This is a genomic window from Pedobacter sp. SYSU D00535 (genome assembly GCF_017355855.1).
GTDB lineage: Bacteria > Bacteroidota > Bacteroidia > Sphingobacteriales > Sphingobacteriaceae > Desertivirga.
This window is the reverse complement of record NZ_JAFEWD010000011.1, coordinates 151704-176754: the sequence shown is the minus strand read 5'-3', so window position 1 is coordinate 176754 and position 25051 is coordinate 151704. Positions and strand designations below refer to the sequence as shown.

The window sequence follows — 25051 nt, the reverse complement described above, 5'->3', positions numbered from 1 at the left end:
CAATGAAAGCAACTAAAGTCCAAAGAAGCATAAGTGTGTTGTTTATGCTTCTCTTCTCGATAAATATGCTGATGCTGTCTTCCTGTAAGGAGGATAATGAAAATGAACCCTCTGGCCCTCCGGTTATCACAAACGTGCGGCCGATAACGCCGGAAGAAGCGGGAACTTCGTTGACTCAGGCTCTTCCGGGCTCACACATCGTAATTCAGGGCCAAAACTTCTTTGGAGTAAAAGAGGTGTATTTTAATAACATGCCCGCTAGCTTCAATAGTGCATTGGTATCTAACAACAATTTAGTAATTCTTATCCCTGAAGATACCCCTACGGAGGCGACTGATCCGACCGTTTCTAATACGATCCGAGTAGTTACTACAAAGGGAGAGGCAAGCTTTAACTTTATACTAGTTCCTCCTCCTCCCATCATCAGCTCTATTAGTAATGAAAACGCCCTTCCAGGTACTCAGATCACCATTAATGGCAGTAACTTATACCTGGTGCAGAAAGTAGTTTTCCCTGGAAATATTGAGGTTACTAATTTTACTACAAGTGCGAATGGAAGAACATTAGGTGTTGCAGTACCATCGAATTTATCTTCATCCGGAAAATTAACGATCCTGACCAAGTACGGATCAACCACTACTGTATCAGATTTCAACGAAAGTACCGGACCTAATATACTCGCGAATTTTGATGGTATCAATTTCCTGGAATGGGGTAGTGAAACATCATCGGATGCGGCGAAATTCCCAGGAGCCAAAGGAACCTTTGTATATCTGAATAATACTGGAGTTGGACCTGAAGATTTTTCATGGTGGAATAACGGCCGCTCTCTTAACCTTCCGGGCTCCACGCAATGGTTGCCAAAAGCGCAACTGTCTGGTGCAATCAGTGATTATGCTTTAAAGTTTGAAATTTTTACAGAGGCTCCATGGGATCTCGGCTCTATCTTTATTGTAAAGGATTATGACTGGACTCATGTGGCTCGATATGAACCATGGAAGGTTGGAAATACGACTGTGCCCTTTAATTCTAATGGGTGGAGAACTGTTACCATCCCCTTGACAGAATTCAGAACAAAAGCAAACAATAAAGATGGAACAGGAAGTTCTGCGTCTTCCTTGCCAGTTTTATTGGGGAGTGAAGGTAAAGGGAGCTTCAACTTGTTTTTTGTGAACGAAGATCTTACGAAAACAGTTGAAAAATTTCAAGTGGCTATAGATAACATTCGAATTGTTAAAATAAAATAGGCAGCACAATAGCCCGGCAGGCAGGCAGTCTGCCGGGTTTACTACCTGTAAAATTCGCAAACCTTCCGCATGAAGAATCAGATAATATTAAGATGGTGTTTGGTGTTTCTTTTTGCATCATTTATTGCAAGCTCTTGTAAAAAGGAAAATAAAGGTAATGCCGGGGAAGATCTTCCCGAGGAACCGCCGGTAGAAAATCAGGTGGATCCTGAAACTGCTAAGTCTGCGGGTTTTTTTCTTGATTCCTGGGAAGCGAAAACGTTTATCACTCCATCCTTCAATGAGATTGCTAAACCTGTTGCAAACGCGGCAGCCACCGTTACTGTAGACTATGCGTCGGTGGTAACCAAAGTTTCAAAATACCTTTATGGAAATAATACAAACCCTTATATCGGGCAGCTGGTAACAGAGCCTGTCTTGGTAAACCATCTTAAAAGCTTGTCTCCAAATGTACTTCGTTTTCCGGGAGGAAATTTATCTAGCTTATACTTTTGGAACGCAGCTCCCGGTCAAAAACCTGAGGATGTTCCCGATCGCCTTTATAACGATGAGGGAGTAGAAGCGGAGGCATTCTACTGGTATGGCAAGAACAATGACAGCTGGACTTTATCCCTGGATAATTATTATTCCTTGCTTCAACAAACTAACAGCACAGGTATTATTACGATTAATTATGGTTATGCCCGGTATGGGACAAGTCAGAATCCGGTTGCTAAGGCAGCTCATTTGGCAGCCAACTGGGTGCGGTATGATAGAGGAAAAACTAAGTTTTGGGAAATTGGAAATGAAAGTGCGGGTCTTTGGCAGGCCGGATATAGAATCAATACATCTTTAAATAAAGATGGTCAACCGGAAGTGGTTTCAGGGGCACTTTACGGAGAGCACTTTAAAGTATTTGTGGATTCCATGAAAAAGGCTGCAGCTGAAGTGGGCTCAACTATCAAAATAGGAGCACAGCTGATCCATTATAATCCACAACCCTGGGAATCAGTAGTGGACAGGACCTGGAACGCCGGCTTCTTCAGTAAAGCAGGCAATCTCGCTGATTTTTTTATCATCCACAGCTACTATACCCCTTATGGCCAAAATTCAAACGCTTCTGTGATTTTGAACTCAGCCGTTACTGAGTCAAAATCCATGATGGATTGGATGTACACTACAACTTCTACTCACGGGGTTCAAATGAAGCCAATAGCCCTTACAGAATGGAATATTTTCGCAATTGGTTCTAAACAAAGTGTGTCCCATATTGCTGGTTTGCATGCTACTATGGTGCTTGGCGAGTTGCTGAAAAATAAGTACGGCATGGCAAGTCGCTGGGACCTTGCCAATGGCTGGGATGATGGCAACGATCACGGAATGTTTAATAAAGGGGATGAACCCGATGGCGTCAGCAAATGGAATCCTCGGCCTGCATTTTATCATATGTACTACTTCCAAAAATGCTTTGGAGACCGTATGGTTTCTTCAACTGTAAAGGGAAGCAATTTGTATAGCTATGCCTCTTCCTTTTCATCGGGAGAGGCCGGTGTAGTTCTCGTTAATACGGGGATTGTGCAGCAAACAGTAAAGCTAGTCATTGATAACTTCAGAACAGGGACCCGATACTATTGGTACACGCTAGCGGGGGATAATGACAATGGCGAGTTTTCCAGAAAAGTACTGATAAACGGCAACGGTCCCACTGGTGCGGCGGGCGGCCCGCCAAATTATTTAAGTGTTAAAGCTAATTCCTCTAAAACAGATGGGGAAATTAAAATCAACGTACCTCCTCGTTCGGCAGTGTACATGGTTGTAGAAAATAGGAAATAGTACATGAGGATTAAATTAGATTTCATTTTTGTAACACTCGTTTTTTTAACTCTCTCTGCAGGTGCGCAAAATAGTGCCCGCACTGTTATGTCATTTAACAATGACTGGCGCTTTCATCTTGGGGAAGTTAGTGGGGCTAATGCACTTTCTTTTAATGACGGACAGTGGCGTAAGCTTAATCTCCCGCACGACTGGAGTGTAGAAGGCGAGTTCAGCCAGAAACATCCGGCTGGAACAGGAGGCGGCGCGTTGCCAGGTGGTACTGGTTGGTATCGAAAAACGTTTACAATCCCTGCTTCCGCAAAAGGGAAATCTGTATTTATTGATTTCGACGGAGTATATCATCGCAGTGAAGTGTGGATCAATGGAACATTTTTAGGAAAAAGGCCCAACGGTTACATCTCCTTTAGGTACGACCTGACATCACATCTGAATTATGGGGGAAAAAATGTTATCGCCGTAAAGGTAGATAATGCTGAACAACCGAATTCAAGATGGTATTCAGGTTCAGGTATTTACCGAAACGTATGGTTATCCACGACAGGAAACGTGCATATCCCTCTTTCAGGAACGTTCATCACTACCCCACAGGTTAGTACGAGTTCGGCGAGTGCAAATATCAAAACTACAGTAGCTAATAAATCGGGTAAAACGCAGGTAGTAACAATTAATACCCTCATCTATAGTCCGGAGGGTAAAGAGGTTCGGCGGGTTTCCTCAAGCAAAACCGTCGCAGCTAATGGACTTGCAGAGGTCGTTCAAGCCGCAGTTTTGAACAAGCCCAGCCTATGGTCCGTTGACAATCCTGCCTTATACAAGGCAGTTACCCAAGTAGTGGTAAATAAGAGAATCACCGACGTCTACGCTACGCCTTTCGGAGTCCGTACCTTTAATTTCGATGTAGATAAAGGATTTTTTCTGAATGGTAAACCTTTAAAAATACGTGGCGTCTGCAATCATCACGATCTTGGAGCCCTTGGCGCTGCATTCAATGTACGGGCAGCGGAGCGCCAGCTGGAAATTCTGAAAGAGATGGGCTGTAATGGCATCCGAACCGCTCATAACCCACCAGCTCCAGAACTTTTAGATCTGTGCGACAAGATGGGCTTTATTGTCATGGATGAAGCCTTTGATATGTGGGCGAAACCGAAGAACAAGTTCGACTATTCTGTTGACTGGACGCAGTGGTATAAAAAAGACCTTGAGGACTTCATTCGGAGAGACCGGAATCACCCCTCGGTCTTCATCTGGAGTGTGGGCAATGAAATACAGGAACAATGGGGCGATGCTCAAAAAGGCGATTCAAGCGGTCGCAGTATCGCTAGGGACCTTGTGTCCATCGTTAAAAAGCTAGATACTACCCGGGAAATTACAACGGCCAATAACGAAATAAACCCCTGGAACAACTTGATACAGTCCAATGCTTTTTCTATGGTGGGGTACAATTACAACCACAAGTCTTGGGAGAAGTTCAGGAAGGATTGGCCGGGAAAGAAGTTTATTGTCACAGAAAGCACTTCTGCACTTCAAACCCGTGGCCATTACGATTTGATTCCCTTTGATACGATCCGCCGTTGGCCGGAGGCATGGGACAAGCCGATTAAGGGAGGAGGAAATCCTGATTTTACCGTGTCTGCCTATGATCATGTAAGTGCTCCCTGGGGTTCCACTCATGAGGAGAGTTTGAAAGTACTGGAGAAGCAGGATCATGTGTCTGGAATGTATGTCTGGACAGGATTCGATTATCTGGGTGAGCCTACTCCCTATCCATGGCCAGCACGCAGCTCTTACTTCGGAATTATCGACCTCGCCGGATTTCCTAAAGATGTGTACTACCTGTATAAAAGCGTTTGGTCTGAAAAACCGGTCCTGCATATCTATCCGCACTGGAACTGGAAGCAGGGAGATACAGTAGATGTCGTTTCTTACTATAATAATGCGGACGAGGTCGAGCTGTTTGTGAACGGAAAGTCGTTAGGAGCTAAAAGGAAAGAGGGCGATAATCTACATGTGAAATGGCGGGTTCCCTATGCTGCGGGATCAGTAAAAGCGATTTCAAGAAAAGCTGGGAAGCCCATCCTAACACGGGAGATCAAAACAGCCGGAGCCCCTGCGAAAATTGAGCTACACGCAGACCGGAACAATATTGCAGCAGATGGTAAGGACTTGTCTTTTGTAACGGTAAGAGTTCTTGATGCGGAAGGCAATCTTGTTCCCAAAGCAGACAATCTGGTTAGATTTAAAGTTTCAGGTCCAGGTTTCATCAATGCCGTAGACAATGGCAGCCCGACCAGCCATGAGCCATTTAAAGCAAGCCAGCGAAAAGCATTTAACGGTTTGGCTCTGGCAATTCTTCAGGCGACAGAAAAGGCGGGTCAAATTACGTTTACCGCAGAATCAGAGGGTTTGGAGCCTGCTACACTTACAATTCATGTTAAATAGTTTAAATACAGTTCTTCACTTTTATTGGTTATGTGCTGCTTGCCTGATCGCCCGATCAGGAAGCAGCCTTTTTTAATTGAGTATGGGACAGCTTTTTAGAGTGCAGACCGTTTTCCTATTGTTGCTACAGTTTATAGCGTTAAAGCTTGTCGCCCAAAGCGAAATCAAGCAGGTTAGCTATCAGTGGAAGAGTGTAAATATTACAGGAGGTGGCTTCGTTTCAGGAATTGTTTTTCACCCTAAAGAGGACGGACTGCGCTATTGTCGGACAGACATGGGAGGTGCCTATCGTTGGAATGCCTCTAGTAAAAGTTGGGAAGCTCTTCTTGACTGGCTGTCTTACGAAGACCGAAACCTGATGGGGGTAGAAAGCATCGCCCTTGATCCCAATGATCCGGACCGGGTATATCTTGCTTGCGGGACTTATACCACTATGCAGCCCAATGCTATTCTCATCTCTACAAACCGCGGCAAGTCATTTAAAAGAGTAAATGTGCCTATCCGTTTTGGAGCAAATGAAAATGGCCGGGGAAACGGTGAAAAGCTGGCAGTGGATCCCGCTAACAGTGATATAATTTATCTTGGAACCCGCTTGGATGGCCTTTGGAGAAGCGAAGATCGGGGGTTGAATTGGAAAAAGATAGAGAGCTTTCCTGATATCGCTGAAAGTCCTCCGACTAATCTTTCTGAGGCGCAGAGGCGCCGCTGGCGCTGGCAAAACCAAGGGTCTGGAATTGTTTTTGTTGCATTCGCTTCCGAAAACAAGAGTAGTGCCGGCAGCAAAGTTCTTTATGCAGGGACTTCTTTAAAAGATCGGACTAACCTCTATAAAAGCACAGACGGCGGTCAAAGTTGGACGCCGGTAATTGGGCAGCCAACGCGAAATAGAATTACCAGTGGCGTTTTAGGTGCCGATGGAAATCTTTATATCACCTACGGGTCTAATCCTGGTCCCGGACCAATGGTCGACGGAGAAGTTTGGAAGTTAAATACACATACTGGACGCTGGATGGAAATTACACCTGATAAACCTGAGCCCGAAAAAAACAGAGCCTTTGGTTATGCGGCCATTGCTTTAGACTGCCTACATCCGCAAAACCTCCTGGTGAGTAGTTATAATCGCTACCAGGCGGGCGGTGAAGAGTTGTTTCGGAGCGTAGACGGAGGACAAACCTGGACGGCTATTCTTCGTAAATCTGAGTTCGACAATTCCCTGGCTCCCTATGTTAAAACCACCGGTGTCCACTGGCTTTTTGATATTGAAATTGATCCGCATAATTCTGATCATGCAATTTTTACAACTGGTTATGGAGGACATGAAACCTTTAATTTATCTGCTGCCGACCAGGCTAAGCCGGTGACCTGGACGGTTATGAGTAAAGGTATCGAGGAGACAGTAGCACTGGAGTTGCAAAGTCCTCCAACAGGAGCCGCACTGCTGTCAGCTATTGGAGATTATGGTGGATTTGTGCATTGGGATCTGGATAAACCCTCCCCTGAAGGGAATTTTCAAAACCCCCACTTTGGCAATACCAACGGAATAGCATATGCGGAGAAAAGGCCAGAGGTGATCGTGAGAGTAGGAGCGGCATCGCACCAGGTAGCAGGTAGCAATATCGGCTATTCAATGGACGGAGGAAAAACCTGGAAGCCAGCGAAAATGCCAGGTAAGGACAGCAAGTACGGACACATCGCTGTTTCTGCTGATGGAAATACATGGATCTGGACTCCACAAAATAGTCACTCTTATTGTACGCAGAATGCAGGGAAATCATGGAAACAGGTACACGGTCTTCCTAAAGGGATACGTATTGTGGCAGATAAGTTCTCGGGCCGGCGGTTTTATGGTATCGACTTGATGGGTGGGAAGTTTTATGTCAGTAAGAATTCCGGTTCAAGTTTCACAAGTCGGCCACTGCCTGCAACTGTAAAGCTGCCTTTGTCAAAAGCAATGCGGGGAGACCCGCGAGGTGGGCAAGATCGGATCTACACCAGCCCGGCCGCGGAGGGTGACTTGTGGATTGCCGCATTTGATGGCTTATACCAATCGATGGATAGTGGAGAGTCTTTTAAGCAACTTAAACTGGTAGAGGAAATTCATGCATTTGGCTTCGGCAAAGGTCGCCGGGGGGCAGTAAAACCCACTCTTTATCTCGTCGGAAAGGTGGCCGGTACCAGAGGGATTTTCAGATCAGAAGATTATGGCAACAGCTGGGAAAGGATCAATGACGGAGAACATCAGTGGGGATTGGTGCTGCATATTACCGGTGACCCGAAAGTTTTTGGCCGAGTATATGTCGGCACGCACGGAAGAGGGATTTTTTACGGTGATCCAAAAAAAACTGAAAGGCTATAGTAAATGAAATTAAATACGCTTTTTTTATCAATCGCCTCCTTATTGAGTCTTTCCTGCGCTATAGCTCAAAGGCAAAACCATATCCGCCTCAATCAGCTTGGGTTTTATCCAGGTGCAGAAAAGGTAGCGGTAGTGGTTGGAGCCGGAGAAGGAACGTTTCAATTGCACGATGCAGGAAGTGATCAGGTAGTTTTTACGGGAAATCTTTCAGAAGAAAGAATATCTGCGCTTTCGTCGGCTCGAACGAGGATTGCTGATTTCACTAGCTTCGGAACTCCCGGACGCTACTTTATTCGCATTGGCGGACTGACAGATTCTCCCCCTTTCAGCATTCAGCAAAATGTTCTGAAAGAAGTAGGAGCAGCTACAATGAAGGCGTTCTATTATCAGCGTGCCTCGGTTGATCTTCCAAAAAATTATGCAGGTATCTGGAGCCGTAAGGCCGGTCACCCCGATAATCAGGTGATTATTCACCCATCTGCTGCTTCTGCAGGTCGGCCAGCAGGTACGGTAATTTCGGCTCCTCTTGGCTGGTATGATGCGGGCGATTATAACAAATACATTGTCAATTCAGGTATCTCTATGGGTACTATTTTGTCTGCTTACGAAGATTTTCCAAAGTTTTTTAAACGGCTAAATCTTAATATTCCGGAGAGTTCAAACGATGTTCCTGATATCCTCGATGAAGCTTTATGGAATCTCCGCTGGATGTTAGCAATGCAGGATCCTAAAGACGGCGGAGTGTATAACAAATTAACGAACCCTGAATTTGATCCCTTGGATGCAATGCCGGAGCAAGCTAAAGGAGTGCGCTATGTGGTTCAAAAAGGCACAGCAGCTACCTTAGATTTTGCTGCGGTAGCAGCCCAGGCGGCAAGAGTTTACAGTGTCTATAAAAAAGAGTTTCCCGGCCTTGCGGATTCCTGTTCCACAGCAGCAAAAAGGGCTTGGGAATGGGCCAAACGAAATCCTGCTATAAGCTATGAGCAGAATGTCATGAACAGACAGTTTGAGCCGAAAATTAACACCGGGGGTTATGGTGATCATGATTTTCGGGATGAATTTATTTGGGCTGCCGCCGAATTATATACTGCAACGGGCGACGAGTCTTATTTATCCACTGTAAATCTTTTTCCGGATACCAATACTCCTCTGCCCAGTTGGAGCCAGGTGAGACTGTTGGGGTATTATACGCTCTTACGATCTAATTATAAGGGAGCGGCTAAGGCACGGGTTGAAGCAAAAAGGCTAATACTGAAATTTGCTGACAGCCTTCTTGCCGGAACCGGTCAGCACCCTTACAAGACAGTAATGGGAAAATCGGTTCGCGATTTTAATTGGGGCAGTAACTCTAATGCAGCCAATCAGGGAATTGCTTTAATTCAGGCTTTTCTTATTTCGAAAGATCCTCGTTATTTAAGAGGGGCCTTGTCCAACGTAGATTATCTTTTAGGACGAAATGCGACGGGTTATTGTTTTGTAACCGGTTTTGGTGCCAAAAGTCCGTTAAATCCGCACCATCGGCCTTCTGTTGCAGACGGAATTAAAAAACCAATCCCCGGTTTTCTGGTGGGTGGACCTAATCCGGGAATGCAGGATAACTGCGAAGGTTATCCTTCGAAAATACCCGATGAAGCCTACGCAGATGTTGCGTGTTCTTACGCTTCCAACGAAATAGCTATAAATTGGAATGCCCCTGCAATGTATTTGATCAATGCTGTTGAAGCTTTGCAGAATAAGCTTCCCAAATAAAATATTTGTCATTGTTTTAACTTCAAACTATGCATCATCCGTTACGTCTTTTCCTGCTGTTTATAGTAACTCTGCTTTCATCGGATATTTCTGCACAGTCACAACCTTCTGAACTTAAGATCTGGTTCAACCACCCGGCTGCTAACTGGAACGAAGCTTTACCGGTAGGGAATGGAAGCCTGGGAGCGATGGTTTTTGGTAATGTGCAGTCCGAGCGTATCCAGCTAAACGAAGAAACCGTGTGGGTGGGTAAGGACGTTGACTTTGTCAATCCGCTCGCAAAGGCAGCTCTCCCTCAGGTACGGAAGTTGCTTTTTGAAGGCAAATATGCTGCGGCAAAGGACCTGGCGCAGCAATCGATGATGGGTGACAAGAAAGTTCACAGTACTTATCAAACTTTGGGTGATTTAAATTTAGAATTCGAAAAACCCAAAGGGGATGTGAGCAATTATCGCCGTGAACTTGACCTGGAAACAGCGGTTGCGTCGGTTTCGTATCTTGCTGATAATGTAACTTTCAAAAGAGAAATATTTAGCTCAGCTCCGGGAAAAGCGATTTTTTTACGATTTACTGCATCGAAACCAGGGGCGCTAAGTTTCAAAATAGGACTTACCAGGCCGGGTAATCAGGCACAAATTTCGGCTAGTGGATCAGAAATCTTCTTGACAGAGCATGTTGGAAATGGAAACGGGGTGAAATTATTCGCCAGAGCAAAGGTGTTACATGAAGGCGGCGAGCTAAAGGGCATTGGGCCAGAGTTAAGGATTGAAAAAGCGAACTCAGTTTTGATAGTATTGGCAGCTGCTACTGATTATTGGGGCAGCGATCCGGCGCTAAGTTCGGCTGCACAGCTGAAAGCGGCGATTGAAAAATCGTATGATGATCAGAGAGAAGCCCATATCAGGGATTATCAGCGGTATTTTCATCGCGTAAAGCTAAATCTAGGAACTTCTGACGCTGCGTATTTTCCTACGGATACAAGGATTACGGCATTACAGAATGGGAATATCGATCCGCAGTTGCTGGAGCTGTACTATCAGTTCGGCCGTTATTTGCTAATTAGTAGTTCGAGGCCGGGAAGCCTTCCGGCAAATCTTCAGGGCATCTGGGCTGATGGCTTGTATCCACCATGGAGCGCCGACTATCACATTAATATTAATATTCAAATGAACTACTGGCTGGCTGAAAATACCAACCTTAGTGAAATGCACCTGCCGTTTTTGAGGTTCCTGAATGCGTTGAGGCCAGATGGGAGAAAGACTGCAAGAGATATGTATGGGCTTCCGGGTACGGTGGCTCACTTTACTACCGACCCCTGGCATTTTACAGAAACTTATGGTGAAACCCAGTGGGCCATGTGGCCAATGGGTTTCGCCTGGAGTGCGCAGCATCTCTGGGAGCATTACCAGTTTACCGGAGATGAGAAATATCTGAAAGAGCTGGCATATCCCGTAATGAAAGAAGCCGCGGAGTTTTGTGCGGAATGGTTAGTCGAAAATCCAGCAACAGGGAAGCTGGTATCAGGACCTTCAATATCTCCCGAAAATACCTTCAAAACGAAAGCAGGAGAGATTGCGACGATGGTGATGGGACCAACAATGGATCACATGATCATTCGTGATCTTTTTAGAAATACTATTGATGCGGGAAAAGCGCTCGGGAAAGATGCAGGCTTCCGACGGAAATTGGAGTCCTTGCTAAGCCGGCTGGCTCCCACTCACATTGCTTCAGACGGACGAATTATGGAGTGGACGGAAGAATTTGCCGAGCCGGAACCAGGGCACCGTCACATTTCTCACCTGTTTGGTTTGTACCCCGGAAGAGAGATCAGCTCGAAAACGCCGGATTTAATGGCTGCCGCCCGAAAAACCCTCAATTACCGTTTATCTCATGGAGGAGGCCACACCGGCTGGAGCAGGGCCTGGATCATTAATTTTTTTGCCAGGCTGAATGATGGAGAGGCTGCTTATAAAAATCTGACTGCATTGCTGCAAAAATCTACTCTCCCTAATTTATTTGACAATCATCCACCTTTTCAAATCGACGGTAATTTTGGTGCAACTGCCGGGATTACTGAGATGTTATTGCAAAGCCATGCTGGAGAAATTCAGGCACTCCCGGCTCTCCCGTCTGCCTGGAAAGATGGCTTTATTCATGGTTTGGTAGCAAGGGGAGGCTTTGAGGTAGATTTGGACTGGTCGGCGGGTACATTAACCGGAGTGAAAATACATTCAAAAAACGGTAATCCTTGTACGCTTCGCTACGGGGACAAAGTGATTAACTTCAAAACTGAAAAGGGCAAATCTTATGTGTTTAATGGGAGCTTAAATTAGCCCGGCAGGAGAAGAACCTAAACCACTTCTGCAAGTCCTATAAGTACAACTTGCCCCGGCAGGATGCCGCAGGTTGCCACCTGTTGTTTAACTCCTAATTTAGTATTCCTAAATAACAGTAGAACTGTCTTTTTCAGGCAGGTTTACGCGCTCGTTTTAACCAATTATTTACTGCTAAAGCGGATTTCATGCTAAAATCTCTACACTTTTCTGGAGGATAGGTATTCCCAGGTCGTGGCCTTCCCGTCAGTGCAACAACTTCTTCTTCAATATCTAAACATTGTTTTGTCTCTTTTTTCACGTTCTAACCAATTAAAAGTATGGTGAAATCTTTACTAAAATCTTTAAAATTTAACCTTGTTTCTGCTGTCCTTCTATTTGCAAATTATTCTTTCGCCCAAAGCGACTGGCAAATTTTAGCAAATGAGACGCAGATTGCATCGACTAGTTCAAACTTCACTTCTCTGGTTACCGTTAGCGTTAATGGTACAACCGTTCCTTACCTGGGTTATACCGAATCCTCGGTTGCAAAAGTTAAGCGGTTTATAAATGGCGCCTGGGAGCAGGTCGGTGGGAACGTGTCTGCGGGAAATGCCAGCTATCTCACCCTTTCTGCCGACAAAAATGGCAAGCTTTATTTGCAGTATGTAGACGTAGTCAACGGGAACAAGCTGGCAGTGAAGATATTCAATACCAACACAGGTTCATGGGAGGCAGCAGGTAATTCTTTGCACGCATCTACAGGGCCGATTCTTAACGGTCAATCGGAAGAGCGCATACCATATAATAACTCCCTAGCGTTCGATTCGAACAACGTTCCTTATGTTACTTTCGGTGAGTTCCCAACTGCCGGTACGGGCCTCGGAAATGCCTGGGTGAAAAAGTTGGTGGCAGGTGAGTGGCAGACGGTAGGATCTGGAGCCATTAACACCACCGACAGGGCAAATAGCATCGATATCGATCTGACGTCTGACAATATTCCTTACGTGGTCTATCATGACGGGACAACTGGGGGACAGATCAAGGCTTTCCGGTTTGTGAATAACGCCTGGGAAAATCTCACCGTTCCAGCAGCTATCGGAAGTTTGTCTCTGGCAGGTGCCAGAACAACACGTTTGGTTATCGATAGGAAGACGAACAAGGTAGTGATCAATTTTTCGAATACAGCAAGTGGAACCACTGCGAATGCGCTTACTCTCACAGATGCGGGTGCCTGGACTACCTTAGGTGGACGGATCGGCTCTGGAGCGGCCGCCACTTATACAAGTACAATTTCCGATTCGAATGGCAATATCTATGCTTTGTTCAGGGATCAGATGTCCAGTAGCAATGGCACGTTTAAAGCCAGGTTGCACGAGTTTGCAAAGGGGTCGAGATCCTGGGCAGAGGTAGGAGCAGGGGGTGGGTTCGACGGGCCTATCGGTGGATATACTACTTTATCCTACGGAGCTGACCGGAACATGTATGTGGCGTATCTAAAATCGAACAGCAACAGTGTTTCTACACCGGTCGTTCAGGTATTAAAACAGGAAACCAAAATGCCTGCGGATGTTCCGGTAACAGCTGCCAAGCAAATGGAATATTTGGACAGGGGACTGGTAGCAGTTCGAACAAGCCCGAATCAGGTATTTCTTTCCTGGCGCCTGCTGGGAACTGATCCGGCTGATGTGAGTTTTAATGTTTACCGGGATGGCGAGAAAATAAACCCTACACCGATTACCGGGTCAACGAACTATGCTGACAATGGTACGGCCGCTGCTACTTACACGGTGAAACCGATTGTAAACGGACAGGAAAAAGCAGCCTCTGCTCCTGCGGCCATTTGGGCAGAAAATTATTTCAGCCTTCCCCTGCAAATCCCGGCAGGTGGAACTACCCCAGACAATGTAGCCTATACTTACGTAGCTAATGATTGCAGTGTAGGTGATTTGGATGGCGATGGGGTGTACGAAATTATTGTGAAATGGGAGCCTACCAATAGCAGTGACAACAGCAATGATGGCTATACCGGCAATACATTCATTGACGGATACAAGCTGAATGGAACCCGGCTCTGGAGGATTGATTTGGGAAGAAACATACGTTCGGGTGCCCATTATACTCCCTTTACTGTGTATGACTTCGACGGAGACGGAAAAGCGGAACTAGCTTGCCGTACCGCAGACGGAACAGTGGATGGTGTAGGGAATGTGATTGGAAACAGAACCGCAGACTATAGAAATGCGCAGGGAAAAGTGTTAAGCGGTCCAGAATTCCTGACAGTTTTCAATGGCCTTACAGGTGCAGCTTTAGCTTCCGCTGATTATTATCCAGCACGGGGATTGGTTTCTTCCTGGGGAGATGATACAGGCAACCGGGTAGATCGATTTGTGGATGCCGTGGCCTACCTTGATGGCATGAAACCTAGTTTGATCACTGGAAGGGGCTATTATACTCGTCTTGTTCGGGTAGCCTGGGATTGGAGAAACGGGCAGTTGACCCGCCGTTGGGTGTTTGATAGTAGTACGCTCGGGAACTCGGGTTATTATGGACAAGGCAATCATCAAATAACCGTGGGAGATGTTGATGGAGACGGAAAAGACGAAGTTCTGAATGGATCGAGCGCTATAAATGACAACGGTGAAGGGCTATGGACGGATGGTAAAGGTCACGGCGACGCCATGCATCTCACCGACATGGATCCGGATCTGCCCGGAAAAGAGTTGTGGATGTGTCACGAAGATCAGTCTTCTTATGTGGATAAGGGCCTCACGTTTCGTAAAGCCGCTACCGGCGAGACGCTTTTTGGGGTAGCAACTACAGGGGATATTGGGAGATCTATGGCAGCAGATATTGATCCCCGACACAAAGGCTATGAAGTATGGGGACCCAGAGGGGGACTTTACAACGCCAAGGGAGAGGAGATAAGTGCCACAAAGCCTTCCACGATGAACTTTGGCATCTGGTGGGATGCGGACTTGCAAAGGGAATTTCTGGACAATGTGACCATTTCAAAATGGAACCATCTCTCAGGTTCTACAGGTACACAGCTTTCGCCAGTGGGGGTAGCTTCTAATAACAGTACTAAAGCCACTCCAAATTTGAGCGCCGATATTCTGGGCGATTGGAGGGAAGAGGTTATTTGGAGAACTTCAGATAATACAGCTCTAAGGATCTACACAAGTACCGATGTCACCACTCACCGTATTCCAACTTTAATGCATGATGCACAATACCGTGTTGCCATCTCCTGGCAAAATTCCGGCTACAATCAGCCACCGTATCCTAGTTTCTATCTCGGTACAGACATGGCTGCATTGCCTCAGCCAAACATAACTACGGTAATTGCGACACCTCTAAAGCCAGTCATTTCAGCCCAAACATCGCTAACCATTTGCAACGGCAACGCTGCTGTATTAAATTCTTCCTCTGCCGTAGGGAACCAATGGTATAAAGACGGAATAATTATTAATGGGGCCGTCAATAGCAGTTATTCTGCTACCTCCGCAGGGGTATATACCGTTATTACTACCATCGAGGGCAAGTCTTCTCCTGCATCGGATGGAGTGGTTGTGACGGTTAATGCAGCACCCGTTGCTGTTATTACGCCTGCAGGCTCAACTACAATTCTCACCGGCGCAAGTGTAGTATTGAACGGCGCCACGGGCGCGGGATATACTTACAAATGGTTTAAAGACGGAGCTGAGCTGGAGGGGCAGATAACGCCAACGCTAACAGTTAACTCTGCTGGCTCTTATACCCTTAGGGTTAGTGCAAACGGCTGTACGGCTAGCTCCAGTCCTGTTGTGGTAAGTGTTATTTTTAGTTTGCCTGCAAATAATTTCCGGGTAACCGGAACCCCAGCAACGTGTAAAGGGTCGGCAAACGGAAAAATCTCAGTGCTTGCAACAGCTACTGGATATAATTATACCGCGACCTTGAAGAAAAGAGCGGAGACGATTCCATACAACTTCACCAGCAACACGCTCGACATTACCGGTCTTACCGCTGGAGCCTATGAACTTTGTATCGCGGTTCAGGGGCAACCCGATTACAAGCAATGTTTTAACATTAATATTTCTGAGCCCGCTGCTCTTTCGGTTTATGCATCTGTAAATGAGTCCGAGAAGACCGTCGATTTGACGCTTTCCGGAGCTGAGAAGTATTATGTGGAATTAAATGGGAAAACGCTGACGACAACAGAAGGTCATTTAACCCTCAATTTAGCTGCTGGATCAGGAAACGTGTTGAAAGTAAGTAGCGACGTAACTTGTCAGGGAATTTTTGAAAAAGTGCTTACATTAGCGAATAGTATATCGGTATATCCAAATCCGATAGCTGAAGTGTTAAACGTAAACCTTGGTAGTAGTGTGTCGGGCGAAGTGGGAGTAGAGCTATATTCCCTGGACGGAAAACAAGTATACAGCAAAAGAGATAAAGGGGCGGAGAGAAATTTGCAGGTTAATATGTCAAGCCTCTCTCCGGGAATTTATTTGCTGAAGCTTAAAACGGATGAGTCAGAAGTATCTTTTAAAGTAATTAAAAAATGAGAAAAGGGATTTTAATTTTATCAACGCTATTGTTTTTTTTTTCATGTAAGAAAGACAAAAATTCGAAGCCTGCCGAGCCTGAAAAAGCTGTACTGATTGCGCCTGCAAAAGATGAAGCTTGTCTAGAAGGACAAATACTCTCTGATGCAGAGAGTAAGGTCACTTTGAAGTGGAACGCTGCGCAAAACGCGGACAATTACGACGTGGTTATTAAGAATTTGCAGTCGAATGAAAGCGTTACAAAGAATGCCTTGAGCACTACGCTTGATGTTAACCTTTCCCGGAACACCCCTTACTCCTGGTATGTGATTTCCAAATCCGGAAAAACAAATGTGACGGCACAAAGCGAGACCTGGAAGTTTTATAATGCTGGTGCTGGTGTGCTAAATTATGCACCATTTCCTGCCGAAATTGTAAGTCCTGCAATCGCGGGAAGTGTCAATGCTACCAACGGTAAAATTACGCTTGACTGGACCGGTAATGACGTTGATAATGATATTGTGAATTACGACATCTATTTCGGTACATCTCAAACGCTGGGAGTGTTGGGCAGTAACGTAGCGGCAAGTATCCTGAATGATGTCTCCGTAACAGCTAATACTACTTATTACTGGAAAGTTGTAACCAGGGATTCTCAAGGAAACACCTCCGTAACTCCGGTTTATTATTTTAAGGTAAACTAAGCTACTTTTTCAATACTAAATAGCCAGTTCTTGCAAGGACTGGCTATTTTTCAGCAATATTTTCAAGAATCACGCTCAAGGAAAACGGTTGTTGGCCTCACTCTCTCTTCCGGATTTTATCCTAAGTGTCTGGATTTCTACTTTTTTAATATGTAGTCTTGACACGATCAGCACACGACGGGATACTCAAAAGCAGAGTCGAAAAATAGTTACCGAATGCATGGCGAGAAACTGAAGACAAGGTTAGGAGTAATAAAATGAACGCTGTAACTAATAACGATATTATATACCCTATTCCGCAGAGCCAACGGCTCGCCAGCCCCGGATTGTACGATCAGAATCCTGGTTATTAGGATCAAAGGCCGCTTGCAGAAGCGGCCTTTTGCTTTTTTTAAATTATCAGCCTTACTCTGTAGGGTTTGCTGCAGCTTTAAATTTCTTTACTTTTAAAGTAAGCAGACGGATTTCGATTTTTACGGAAGTTTTAAGATTGATAGATGGAACAAAAATTTGATGCAGATAAGCTGATTGCGTTCGCCCAAAAGGTATTAGAAAAGGTGGGATTGCAGTCGGCTGCTGCCACTGTGGTTGCTCGAACCCTGGTGGAGGGCGACTTGATGGGACACAATACTCATGGCTTGCAATTGTTGTCTGCTTACGTCTCGGAGCTGGAGGCTGGAAAGATGAGCAAAAAGGGAGAGGCAATAGTACTTAACGACCTTGGTGCTGCTATAACCTGGGATGGCAATTATCTACCGGGCCCCTGGCTGGTACATCAGGCAATGGATCTTGCCTTCGAAAGAATCTCACAGCATCCCGTTGTAACGGTGGTCATCCGCAGAAGTCACCACATTGGCTGCCTGGCTGCTTATCCGGAAAGGGCAACAGAAAAAGGTCTGGTAATGATGCTTTCCTGCTCTGATCCCAACACCAGAACCGTCGCCCCTTTTGGCGGAGTCAGCCCGGTGTACAGTCCTAACCCCCTCGCCATGGGAATCCCTACAGCCACAGAGCCGATTATCTTCGATGTTAGTATGTCGGCAACTGCAAACGGCTATGTAAATCGAGCAAAAGAAGAAGGTAGGAAATTACCTCATCCCTGGTTGCTGGAAAATAGTGGTTCGGTAACCGACAATCCTGCTGCATTTTTTGATAGCCCTCCTGCTACTATTCTCCCAATAGGAGGGCTGGATTCCGGATATAAAGGATTTGCACTCGGTTTGATGATAGAGGCACTTACGAGTGCACTAGGCGGACATGGCAGAGCCGATGAGCCGGGTAGGTGGGGCGCTAATGTGTTTTTGCAGATCATCAATCCCGGAGCTTTTGGAGGCTTAGCCAGCTTTCAACGTGAGATGGAGTATTTATCTGATCAATGCATAGCTTCGGAGCGAAGAGAAGAGGCTTCTGAAGTGCGTTTACCCGGCAGACGAGCGTTGAAATTGCGAAATCAGCAAAGAGAAACCGGTTTGGAACTTTATCCGGGGATAATACCTGCGCTTCAAAACTTAGCTGCAAAATATCAGATTCCCCTACCGACCCCTCTATAGAACAAGATGGTAAAAAGCTGAAATTGTAATAACTTAGCCCGTCAAACTTATAATCAATGAATAAAACCTTACTCTCGCTGATACTGCTTTTCCTTGCGGTTTCAGTTTACGGGCAGAAGAAATCAGTGTATCTGTTCTCCTATTTCAAAAATAATGGGCAAGATGGCTTGCACCTGGCCTACAGCGAAGATGGTTATAACTGGAAAGCGCTGAAAGGCGACAGCTCATTTTTGCGTCCCACTGTGAGCAAAGACAAGCTAATGCGCGACCCATGTATTATCAGAGGTAAAGATGGGTTGTTTCATATGGTTTGGACAGTGAGCTGGAACGACCGTGGAATTGGTTACGCTACATCAAAAGATCTTATAAATTGGTCGGAGCAACGGTTTATTCCCGTTATGGCTCATGAGCCTACTGCCCGCAATACCTGGGCTCCGGAAATTACCTACGATAAGAAGAGCAAGGAGTATATGATCTACTGGGCGACCACTATCCCAGGTAAATTCCCTGAAACCCAAATTGCTGCGGATGCTGCTTACAATCATAGGATGTATTATGTTACTACAAAAGATTTCAAGACCTTCAGCGATACCAAACTTCTTTACGATCCTGGATTTAATTCAATTGATGCCACTATTTTCAAAGATGGTAAACGCTGGGTGATGATCTTAAAAGATGAAACCAGGGAGCCCGCACAGAAGAATTTGAAGATCGCTTTCGCAGATAAACTTACGGGACCCTACTCAAAAGCAAGTGCTCCCATCACCGGAAAATATTGGGCTGAAGGGCCAACAGTCCTCAAAATGGGAAATGAATGGTTGGTTTATTTCGATAAATACACCGAGCATAAATACGGTGCAATCAAATCATCTGATCTTGAAAACTGGGCAGAGGTTTCCGATGAAATATCCCTTCCCAAAGGCATCAGACATGGTTCTATCTTTGAGGTATCCCAAAAGGAGTTCAAAAAATTGCAAGAGCAAATAAACTAAAATTCATAAAAAGCCTTCGGACTGCCTCCGGAGGCTTTTTTCGTTAACAAATAGCTACCTATTCAAAAACAATACTCTACCAAAAGCTGCTTTTCTCTTAGCTATTTTTAGCCTTGCAAAAACTGTTAATTCAGTGAAACTAACACGCATATGAACTTAAACGACATGAAAGCTAATTTTACAAAGCTCCTTGTATTATTCGTGCTTGCAAACTTCACCAGGGCATTTGGTCAGCAGACAACCAATCCTGCCGTTGAAGCTAAAATTGAGGCACTTCTTAAACAAATGACTTTAGAAGAGAAAATTGGGATGATTCACGGAAATTCATCCTTCACTTCTACTGGTGTTGCCCGCTTGGGGATTCCTGAACTCACTACTTCCGATGGTCCACACGGCGTTCGCCCTGAGCATGGCCGTGATTGGGTTCTCGATAAAAAGGGAAATGATTCCTCTACTTATTTGCCTGTAGGCCTAACCCTTGCCTCTACCTGGAATCCTGAGCTTGGTTATGCTTTTGGTTCCGTTTTGGGTGCTGAGGCGAAGTTTCGTGGTAAAGACGTTATCCTGGGCCCGGGCATTAACATTATCCGTACGCCCCTGAATGGACGGAACTTCGAGTACATGAGTGAAGATCCTTATCTGATTTCGAAGATGGTGGTGGGATACATTAAAGGAGTGCAGGATCAGGGGATCTCTGCCTGCGTTAAGCATTACCTGGCTAACAATCAGGAAACCCGTAGGGATGGAATCAATGTGGAGATGAGTGAAAGGGCGCTTCGGGAAATTTACCTTCCTGGATTTAAAGCTGCGGTAGTAGAGGGCGATGTAAATACGATAATGGGCGCTTACAACCGATTTAGGGGCCAATATGCTACTTATAACGATTATCTCATCAACAAAATCCTGAAAGGAGAATGGGGGTTCAAAGGCATTGTGATGAGCGACTGGGGCGCAATTCATCATACCAAGGAAGCTTTAATGGGAGGTGCAGATTTGGAAATGGGAACGGATCTGGCGATGCTTCCTTTGCCTAAGTATGACAAGTTTTTCTTTGCAGAGCCTGCATTGAAAGTGGTTCGCAGTGGTGAGGTTCCAGAAAGCATCATCGATGATAAAGTTAGAAGGATTTTACGCATCATGTTCAAAACGAATATGATCGATGCGAAGCGAAGTGCAGGGGCACTATCAACACCTCAACATGCCGAAGTTGCTAAAAAGGTAGCCCGTGAGGGAATCATTTTGTTGCAGAATAAGAAGAATATCTTGCCGCTGAACAAGGCGACCGTGAAGACCATCGCTGTTATAGGAGCGAATGCCAACCGCGATAATGCGATGGGAGGGGGAAGCTCTCAGGTACTACCAAAATACGAAGTAACGCCATTAGAAGGGCTGCAAAATATCGCAGGAAGCGGGGTAAGTATGCGTTTTTCTCAGGGCTACTCCATTGCCCGTAATGCAGGCGCTGACCAAAAGCTGATTCAGCAAGCTGTTGAAAATGCAAAAAGCGCAGACGTGGCCATTATTGTAGGAGGTTGGACGCATGGTTACGATTATTCAAAATGGGATGACAATGCTTATGATGCCGAAGGATTCGACAAGCCAAACATGAAGATGCCTTTTGGACAGGATGACTTGATATCAGCTGTTGTCAAAGCGAATCCCAATACCATCGTGGTATTATACGGCGGCGGCGCTATTGACGTAAGGCAGTGGGTAAGCAAAGTGAAAGGAATTCTTCAGGCGGGATATCCGGGCTTAGAAGGAGGGAATGCGTTGGCTGAGATTATTTTTGGCGATGTCAATCCTTCTGCCAAACTAACCGTTACGTTCCCGAAAAAACTGGAAGATGTTGGGGCCCATAAACTGGGCGAGTTCCCGGGCGATAGTCTGAACGTACGGTACAAGGATGACATCTACGTTGGCTACCGGTACTTCGATACGTACAAAGTGAAACCGCAATTTGCGTTTGGTCACGGGTTGTCTTACACCAGCTTTGACTACGGCAAGCCGGTAGTGTCAAGTTCGGGTAACAATGCGACAGTCAAGTTCACTTTAAGAAACAACGGGAAGCAAGCCGGAGCCGAAGTGGTGCAAGTGTATGTAAAGGATAAAAAGGCGGCGGTAAAGAGACCGGAGAAAGAACTGAAAGGCTTCCAAAAAGTGTTTTTGCAACCCGGAGAATCGAAGGAAATTACACTAAGTCTGGATGAACAGGCGTTCAGTTTCTTCGATGATAAGCAAATGAAGTGGGTTCTGGAACCAGGTGATTTCGAAATCCTTATTGGAAGCTCCGCTCAGGACATTCGATCCAAGGCTAAACTGAAATTATAAATTATGGGCGTCTTTTAAAGGCGCCTTTTTTGTTTTGGAGCTTTCTCATTCAATAAAAAATATTTGATAAAATATTACAGAAATATTCATACTTTAAGCCCCTGAATTTTGTGGTGTTTTTTTGACACTAAGTATTCGCCGATTATAAAACAAAGGTTTGCCGGAAAAGGGAAGGTTTGATGAAGATGGAATCCTTATGCAAACAACTTAAAACTTAAAATTAAATAACAGTTTATAACAACCTTTCCAAATGAACAGGCTAGAAACGAAAGATTACATTGTTTTTCTAATTTACTTTTTGATTGTATCCCTGTACGGGTTATACATCTACCGTAAAAAGCGGTCAGAAAGTACAGGATCGAAAGATTACTTCCTTGCCGAAGGATCTCTGACATGGTGGGCCATTGGTTCATCTCTGATCGCGTCCAATATCTCAGCAGAGCAATTTGTTGGAATGAGTGGATCGGGTTTTAAAATGGGTCTGGCAATTGCGACCTATGAGCTGATGGCAGCGCTAACGCTCGTTATAGTAGCCGTATTTTTTATTCCTGTTTATCTCAAGAATAAGATTTTTACCATGCCACAGTTCTTGCACCAGCGTTACAATGGTACGGTAGCAATGATCATGGCGGTTTTCTGGCTGCTACTTTACGTAGTAGTAAACTTAACCTCAATCCTTTATCTGGGAGCTATCGCGGTGAACAGTATCTCTGGAATCAGCCTTGATGCCTGTATGTACGGGATGGCAATTTTTGCAATCATTATCACACTTGGTGGGATGAAGGTAATCGGATTTACAGACGTAATCCAGGTGTTCTTCCTTATCCTCGGAGGATTGGCTACCACCTACCTGGCGCTTGACTTGGTTGCAGAACATTATGGATCGTCAGGGGTAGTAAATGGTTTGGCCTTATTAACTGAAAAAGCACCTTCTCATTTTGATATGATCTTTGATCGTGACAATCCCAACTACATCGATCTCCCTGGTTTAACCCTGCTGGTAGGTGGTATGTGGATTGTGAATCTAAACTATTGGGGATGTAACCAATATATCACCCAACGTGCGCTGGGTGCTGATCTTCAAACAGCAAGAAACGGTATATTATTCGCCGCCTTCCTGAAAATCTTAATGCCGGTAATCGTGGTACTTCCAGGTATTGCAGCATATGTTCTGTGGAGAGAAGGCGCGGGTACATTCCAAAACGATATGTTGCATGGTGGAGAAGTAAACCCTGACCGTGCGTATCCTGTATTGTTAGCCTTGCTTCCGGCAGGACTAAAAGGCTTGTCTTTTGCAGCATTGACAGCGGCGGTAGTAGCTTCCCTGGCAGGTAAGGCAAACAGTATCGCTACTATCTTCACGCTTGACGTATACAAAAAGGTGTTTAATAAAGATGCAAGTGAAACAACGCTGGTGAATGTAGGTAAAGCAACGGTTGTTATCTCCATGATCCTTGCGGTAATTATTGCACCACACTTGGGTATCGATAAAAAAGGTGGTTTTCAATACATCCAGGAGTACACAGGTTTCGTATCTCCAGGTATCTTTGCCATGTTTATCCTTGGTTTCTTCTGGAAAAAAGCTACCTCGAACGCTGCGTTATTTGCCACTATTGGCGGTTTCTTAATGTCGTTATTACTTAAGTTCCTTCCGCTGTGGGTGGACCTTTCGTTCCTGGCTCCGATTGGTTTTGCAGTTCCTAACCCTGCTTCTGGTGGTATCTATGAAATTCCGTTCCTTGACCGTATGGGTATTACCTTCGTATTTTGTATGATTGGTATGTATATCATCAGTATGATCGAGAATCCAAGAGGCGAGAGAGCAACAGGATTGGAAGTTGATACAACGATGTTCAAGACTACAACAGGTTTTGCAGTAGGATCAATTATCATCATTGGTATCCTGGCTGCTATCTACACTGTATTCTGGTAAGGAGAGTTTATATCTTCAAATAAAGAAAGTCCCTCTTCCAAAGAATGAGGGACTTTTTATTTGGCTTCTGTTGAACAGTATCAGATGATTAGTTTGTTGCCTCTTTTGAAAAAGGTTTCCAGCCTCTGAAGATGTTATCAAGCGTGTACTCTTTCGCTTCGGCATCGCTCAATTGACGCGACCACTTTACACGTTTAGCGGGCTGATATCCCGGCCCTGAGTTTTTGTATTCTGCATAAAAGGCTGTCTTCTCGTTTGATTCTTTACCCCAGTTGTTCCAGCCTTCCGGACGGATGAAATCTCCCATGTGGGAGTTTATGAATACCGTCTTTGCATAGGGCCTCCAGGGGCGGCCCAAATAGAAGGTGTTTTTGGGCGAGTCGCTTTTGAGGCGGCAATTGATAAAGACGTATCCGAACTTGGTGGTGTCAGGGGTGGAAGCAGCGGTGATATATCCTTCCTTTTTTCCCACGATGTCACAGTTGTCAAAAACAGCAGTGGAAGAGCCAAAGATAAAGTCGACAGTACCTTCGATATAACAGTCTTTGTAGTATTGACGGCTGCCTCTTCCATAAGTGTACAAGGTATCCTGAAAACCGAGGAATCGGCAGTTTTTAAACGCGGCCTTGTCGCCACCTACCCATATCGCTACTGCCTGTCCAACTGGACCTGCTGAGTTCTGGAAAGTAATATTCTCGGCAGTGAAGTTGTCGCCGTAGACATAGAAACTTGAGGAGCCGGAAGTACCCTTCTCCTCACCAAAAATGTTCTTTTTCTGGGCCCAGTCATCGTAAGTTAAGATCGTCTTCCCGACGTCCTCGCCGATAAATCTGACGTTTTGTTTCGAGCCGGCCAGTACCAACTTTTCCTTGTAGACACTATTTTTAATAAAGATGGTAGTGGTTTTCTTTCGAAAGTCGGGTACTGCATTAATTGCCTCTTGTACTGTTTTAAAATTGCCACTGCCATCCTGGGCAACAACGAAATCATATTTTTCGGCAGCCCGAATGCCAAGGGATAGAAATAGGAGTGTGATCAGAAATAAGACTTTTCTGCAATTGAAATGTAGAAGCATACTTGTGGTTGATAGT

Annotated in this window: 13 protein-coding genes; 12 read left to right on the top strand and 1 reads right to left on the bottom strand. The window is 45.2% G+C overall.

Annotated elements, in window-relative coordinates; genetic code table 11:
- Positions 1-2: 2 nt before the first annotated feature.
- The 12 genes from J4N23_RS17700 to J4N23_RS17640 all read left to right on the top strand — a co-directional run bounded on the left by J4N23_RS17700 (position 3) and on the right by J4N23_RS17640 (position 23960).
- Positions 3-1247, top strand: a complete 1245-nt coding sequence (locus tag J4N23_RS17700) for a glycan-binding surface protein (protein WP_207429162.1) — start codon at positions 3-5, stop codon at positions 1245-1247.
- 69 nt (positions 1248-1316) lie between these two features.
- Entirely contained in the window at positions 1317-3059 is a 1743-nt protein-coding gene (locus J4N23_RS17695) for an alpha-L-arabinofuranosidase (protein ID WP_207429161.1), read from the top strand.
- A gap of 3 nt (positions 3060-3062) precedes the next feature.
- Complete coding sequence (galB, locus tag J4N23_RS17690; RefSeq protein ID WP_207429160.1) at positions 3063-5501, top strand: beta-galactosidase GalB; 2439 nt, start codon at positions 3063-3065, stop codon at positions 5499-5501.
- Between the two features lie 82 nt (positions 5502-5583).
- A complete protein-coding gene (locus J4N23_RS17685; protein ID WP_207429159.1) occupies positions 5584-7857 on the top strand; it encodes a hypothetical protein in 2274 nt (757 codons plus the stop codon).
- A gap of 3 nt (positions 7858-7860) precedes the next feature.
- A complete protein-coding gene (locus J4N23_RS17680; RefSeq protein WP_207429158.1) occupies positions 7861-9609 on the top strand; it encodes a glycoside hydrolase family 9 protein in 1749 nt (582 codons plus the stop codon).
- A gap of 29 nt (positions 9610-9638) precedes the next feature.
- Positions 9639-11942 (top strand): glycoside hydrolase N-terminal domain-containing protein, encoded by a 2304-nt coding sequence (locus J4N23_RS17675; protein ID WP_207429157.1) that lies wholly within the window; start codon positions 9639-9641, stop codon positions 11940-11942.
- A gap of 320 nt (positions 11943-12262) precedes the next feature.
- Complete coding sequence (locus J4N23_RS17670) at positions 12263-16471, top strand: T9SS type A sorting domain-containing protein (protein ID WP_207429155.1); 4209 nt, start codon at positions 12263-12265, stop codon at positions 16469-16471.
- Entirely contained in the window at positions 16468-17154 is a 687-nt protein-coding gene (locus J4N23_RS17665; protein ID WP_207429153.1) for a hypothetical protein, read from the top strand. Before J4N23_RS17670 ends, J4N23_RS17665 begins: the two co-directional genes overlap by 4 nt.
- A gap of 497 nt (positions 17155-17651) precedes the next feature.
- Positions 17652-18704 (top strand): Ldh family oxidoreductase, encoded by a 1053-nt coding sequence (locus tag J4N23_RS17655; RefSeq protein WP_207429149.1) that lies wholly within the window; start codon positions 17652-17654, stop codon positions 18702-18704.
- A gap of 56 nt (positions 18705-18760) precedes the next feature.
- Positions 18761-19696, top strand: a complete 936-nt coding sequence (locus J4N23_RS17650) for a glycoside hydrolase family 43 protein (protein WP_207429147.1) — start codon at positions 18761-18763, stop codon at positions 19694-19696.
- A 165-nt stretch (positions 19697-19861) separates the two neighbouring features.
- Positions 19862-22027, top strand: coding sequence for a glycoside hydrolase family 3 C-terminal domain-containing protein (locus J4N23_RS17645; RefSeq protein WP_207429145.1), 2166 nt, complete (start codon positions 19862-19864; stop codon positions 22025-22027).
- 250 nt (positions 22028-22277) lie between these two features.
- Positions 22278-23960, top strand: coding sequence for a sodium/sugar symporter (locus tag J4N23_RS17640; protein ID WP_207429143.1), 1683 nt, complete (start codon positions 22278-22280; stop codon positions 23958-23960).
- An 88-nt stretch (positions 23961-24048) separates the two neighbouring features.
- Here J4N23_RS17640 and J4N23_RS17635 read toward each other — a convergent pair whose 3' ends face one another.
- Positions 24049-25035, bottom strand: a complete 987-nt coding sequence (locus J4N23_RS17635) for a pectinesterase family protein (RefSeq protein ID WP_207429142.1) — start codon at positions 25033-25035, stop codon at positions 24049-24051.
- Positions 25036-25051: the final 16 nt, after the last annotated feature.

Bases quoted from the DNA above. Each gene is read 5' to 3' on its own strand.
- J4N23_RS17670 (WP_207429155.1), top strand. From the start codon at position 12,263: ATGGTGAAATCTTTACTAAAATCTTTAAAATTTAACCTTGTTTCTGCT.
- J4N23_RS17650 (WP_207429147.1), top strand. From the start codon at position 18,761: ATGAATAAAACCTTACTCTCGCTGATACTGCTTTTCCTTGCGGTTTCA.
- J4N23_RS17645 (WP_207429145.1), top strand. From the start codon at position 19,862: ATGAAAGCTAATTTTACAAAGCTCCTTGTATTATTCGTGCTTGCAAAC.
- J4N23_RS17655 (WP_207429149.1), top strand. From the start codon at position 17,652: ATGGAACAAAAATTTGATGCAGATAAGCTGATTGCGTTCGCCCAAAAG.
- J4N23_RS17665 (WP_207429153.1), top strand. From the start codon at position 16,468: ATGAGAAAAGGGATTTTAATTTTATCAACGCTATTGTTTTTTTTTTCA.
- J4N23_RS17700 (WP_207429162.1), top strand. From the start codon at position 3: ATGAAAGCAACTAAAGTCCAAAGAAGCATAAGTGTGTTGTTTATGCTT.
- J4N23_RS17640 (WP_207429143.1), top strand. From the start codon at position 22,278: ATGAACAGGCTAGAAACGAAAGATTACATTGTTTTTCTAATTTACTTT.
- J4N23_RS17680 (WP_207429158.1), top strand. From the start codon at position 7,861: ATGAAATTAAATACGCTTTTTTTATCAATCGCCTCCTTATTGAGTCTT.
- J4N23_RS17635 (WP_207429142.1), bottom strand. From the start codon at position 25,035: ATGCTTCTACATTTCAATTGCAGAAAAGTCTTATTTCTGATCACACTC.
- galB (WP_207429160.1), top strand. From the start codon at position 3,063: ATGAGGATTAAATTAGATTTCATTTTTGTAACACTCGTTTTTTTAACT.
- J4N23_RS17675 (WP_207429157.1), top strand. From the start codon at position 9,639: ATGCATCATCCGTTACGTCTTTTCCTGCTGTTTATAGTAACTCTGCTT.
- J4N23_RS17695 (WP_207429161.1), top strand. From the start codon at position 1,317: ATGAAGAATCAGATAATATTAAGATGGTGTTTGGTGTTTCTTTTTGCA.
- J4N23_RS17685 (WP_207429159.1), top strand. From the start codon at position 5,584: ATGGGACAGCTTTTTAGAGTGCAGACCGTTTTCCTATTGTTGCTACAG.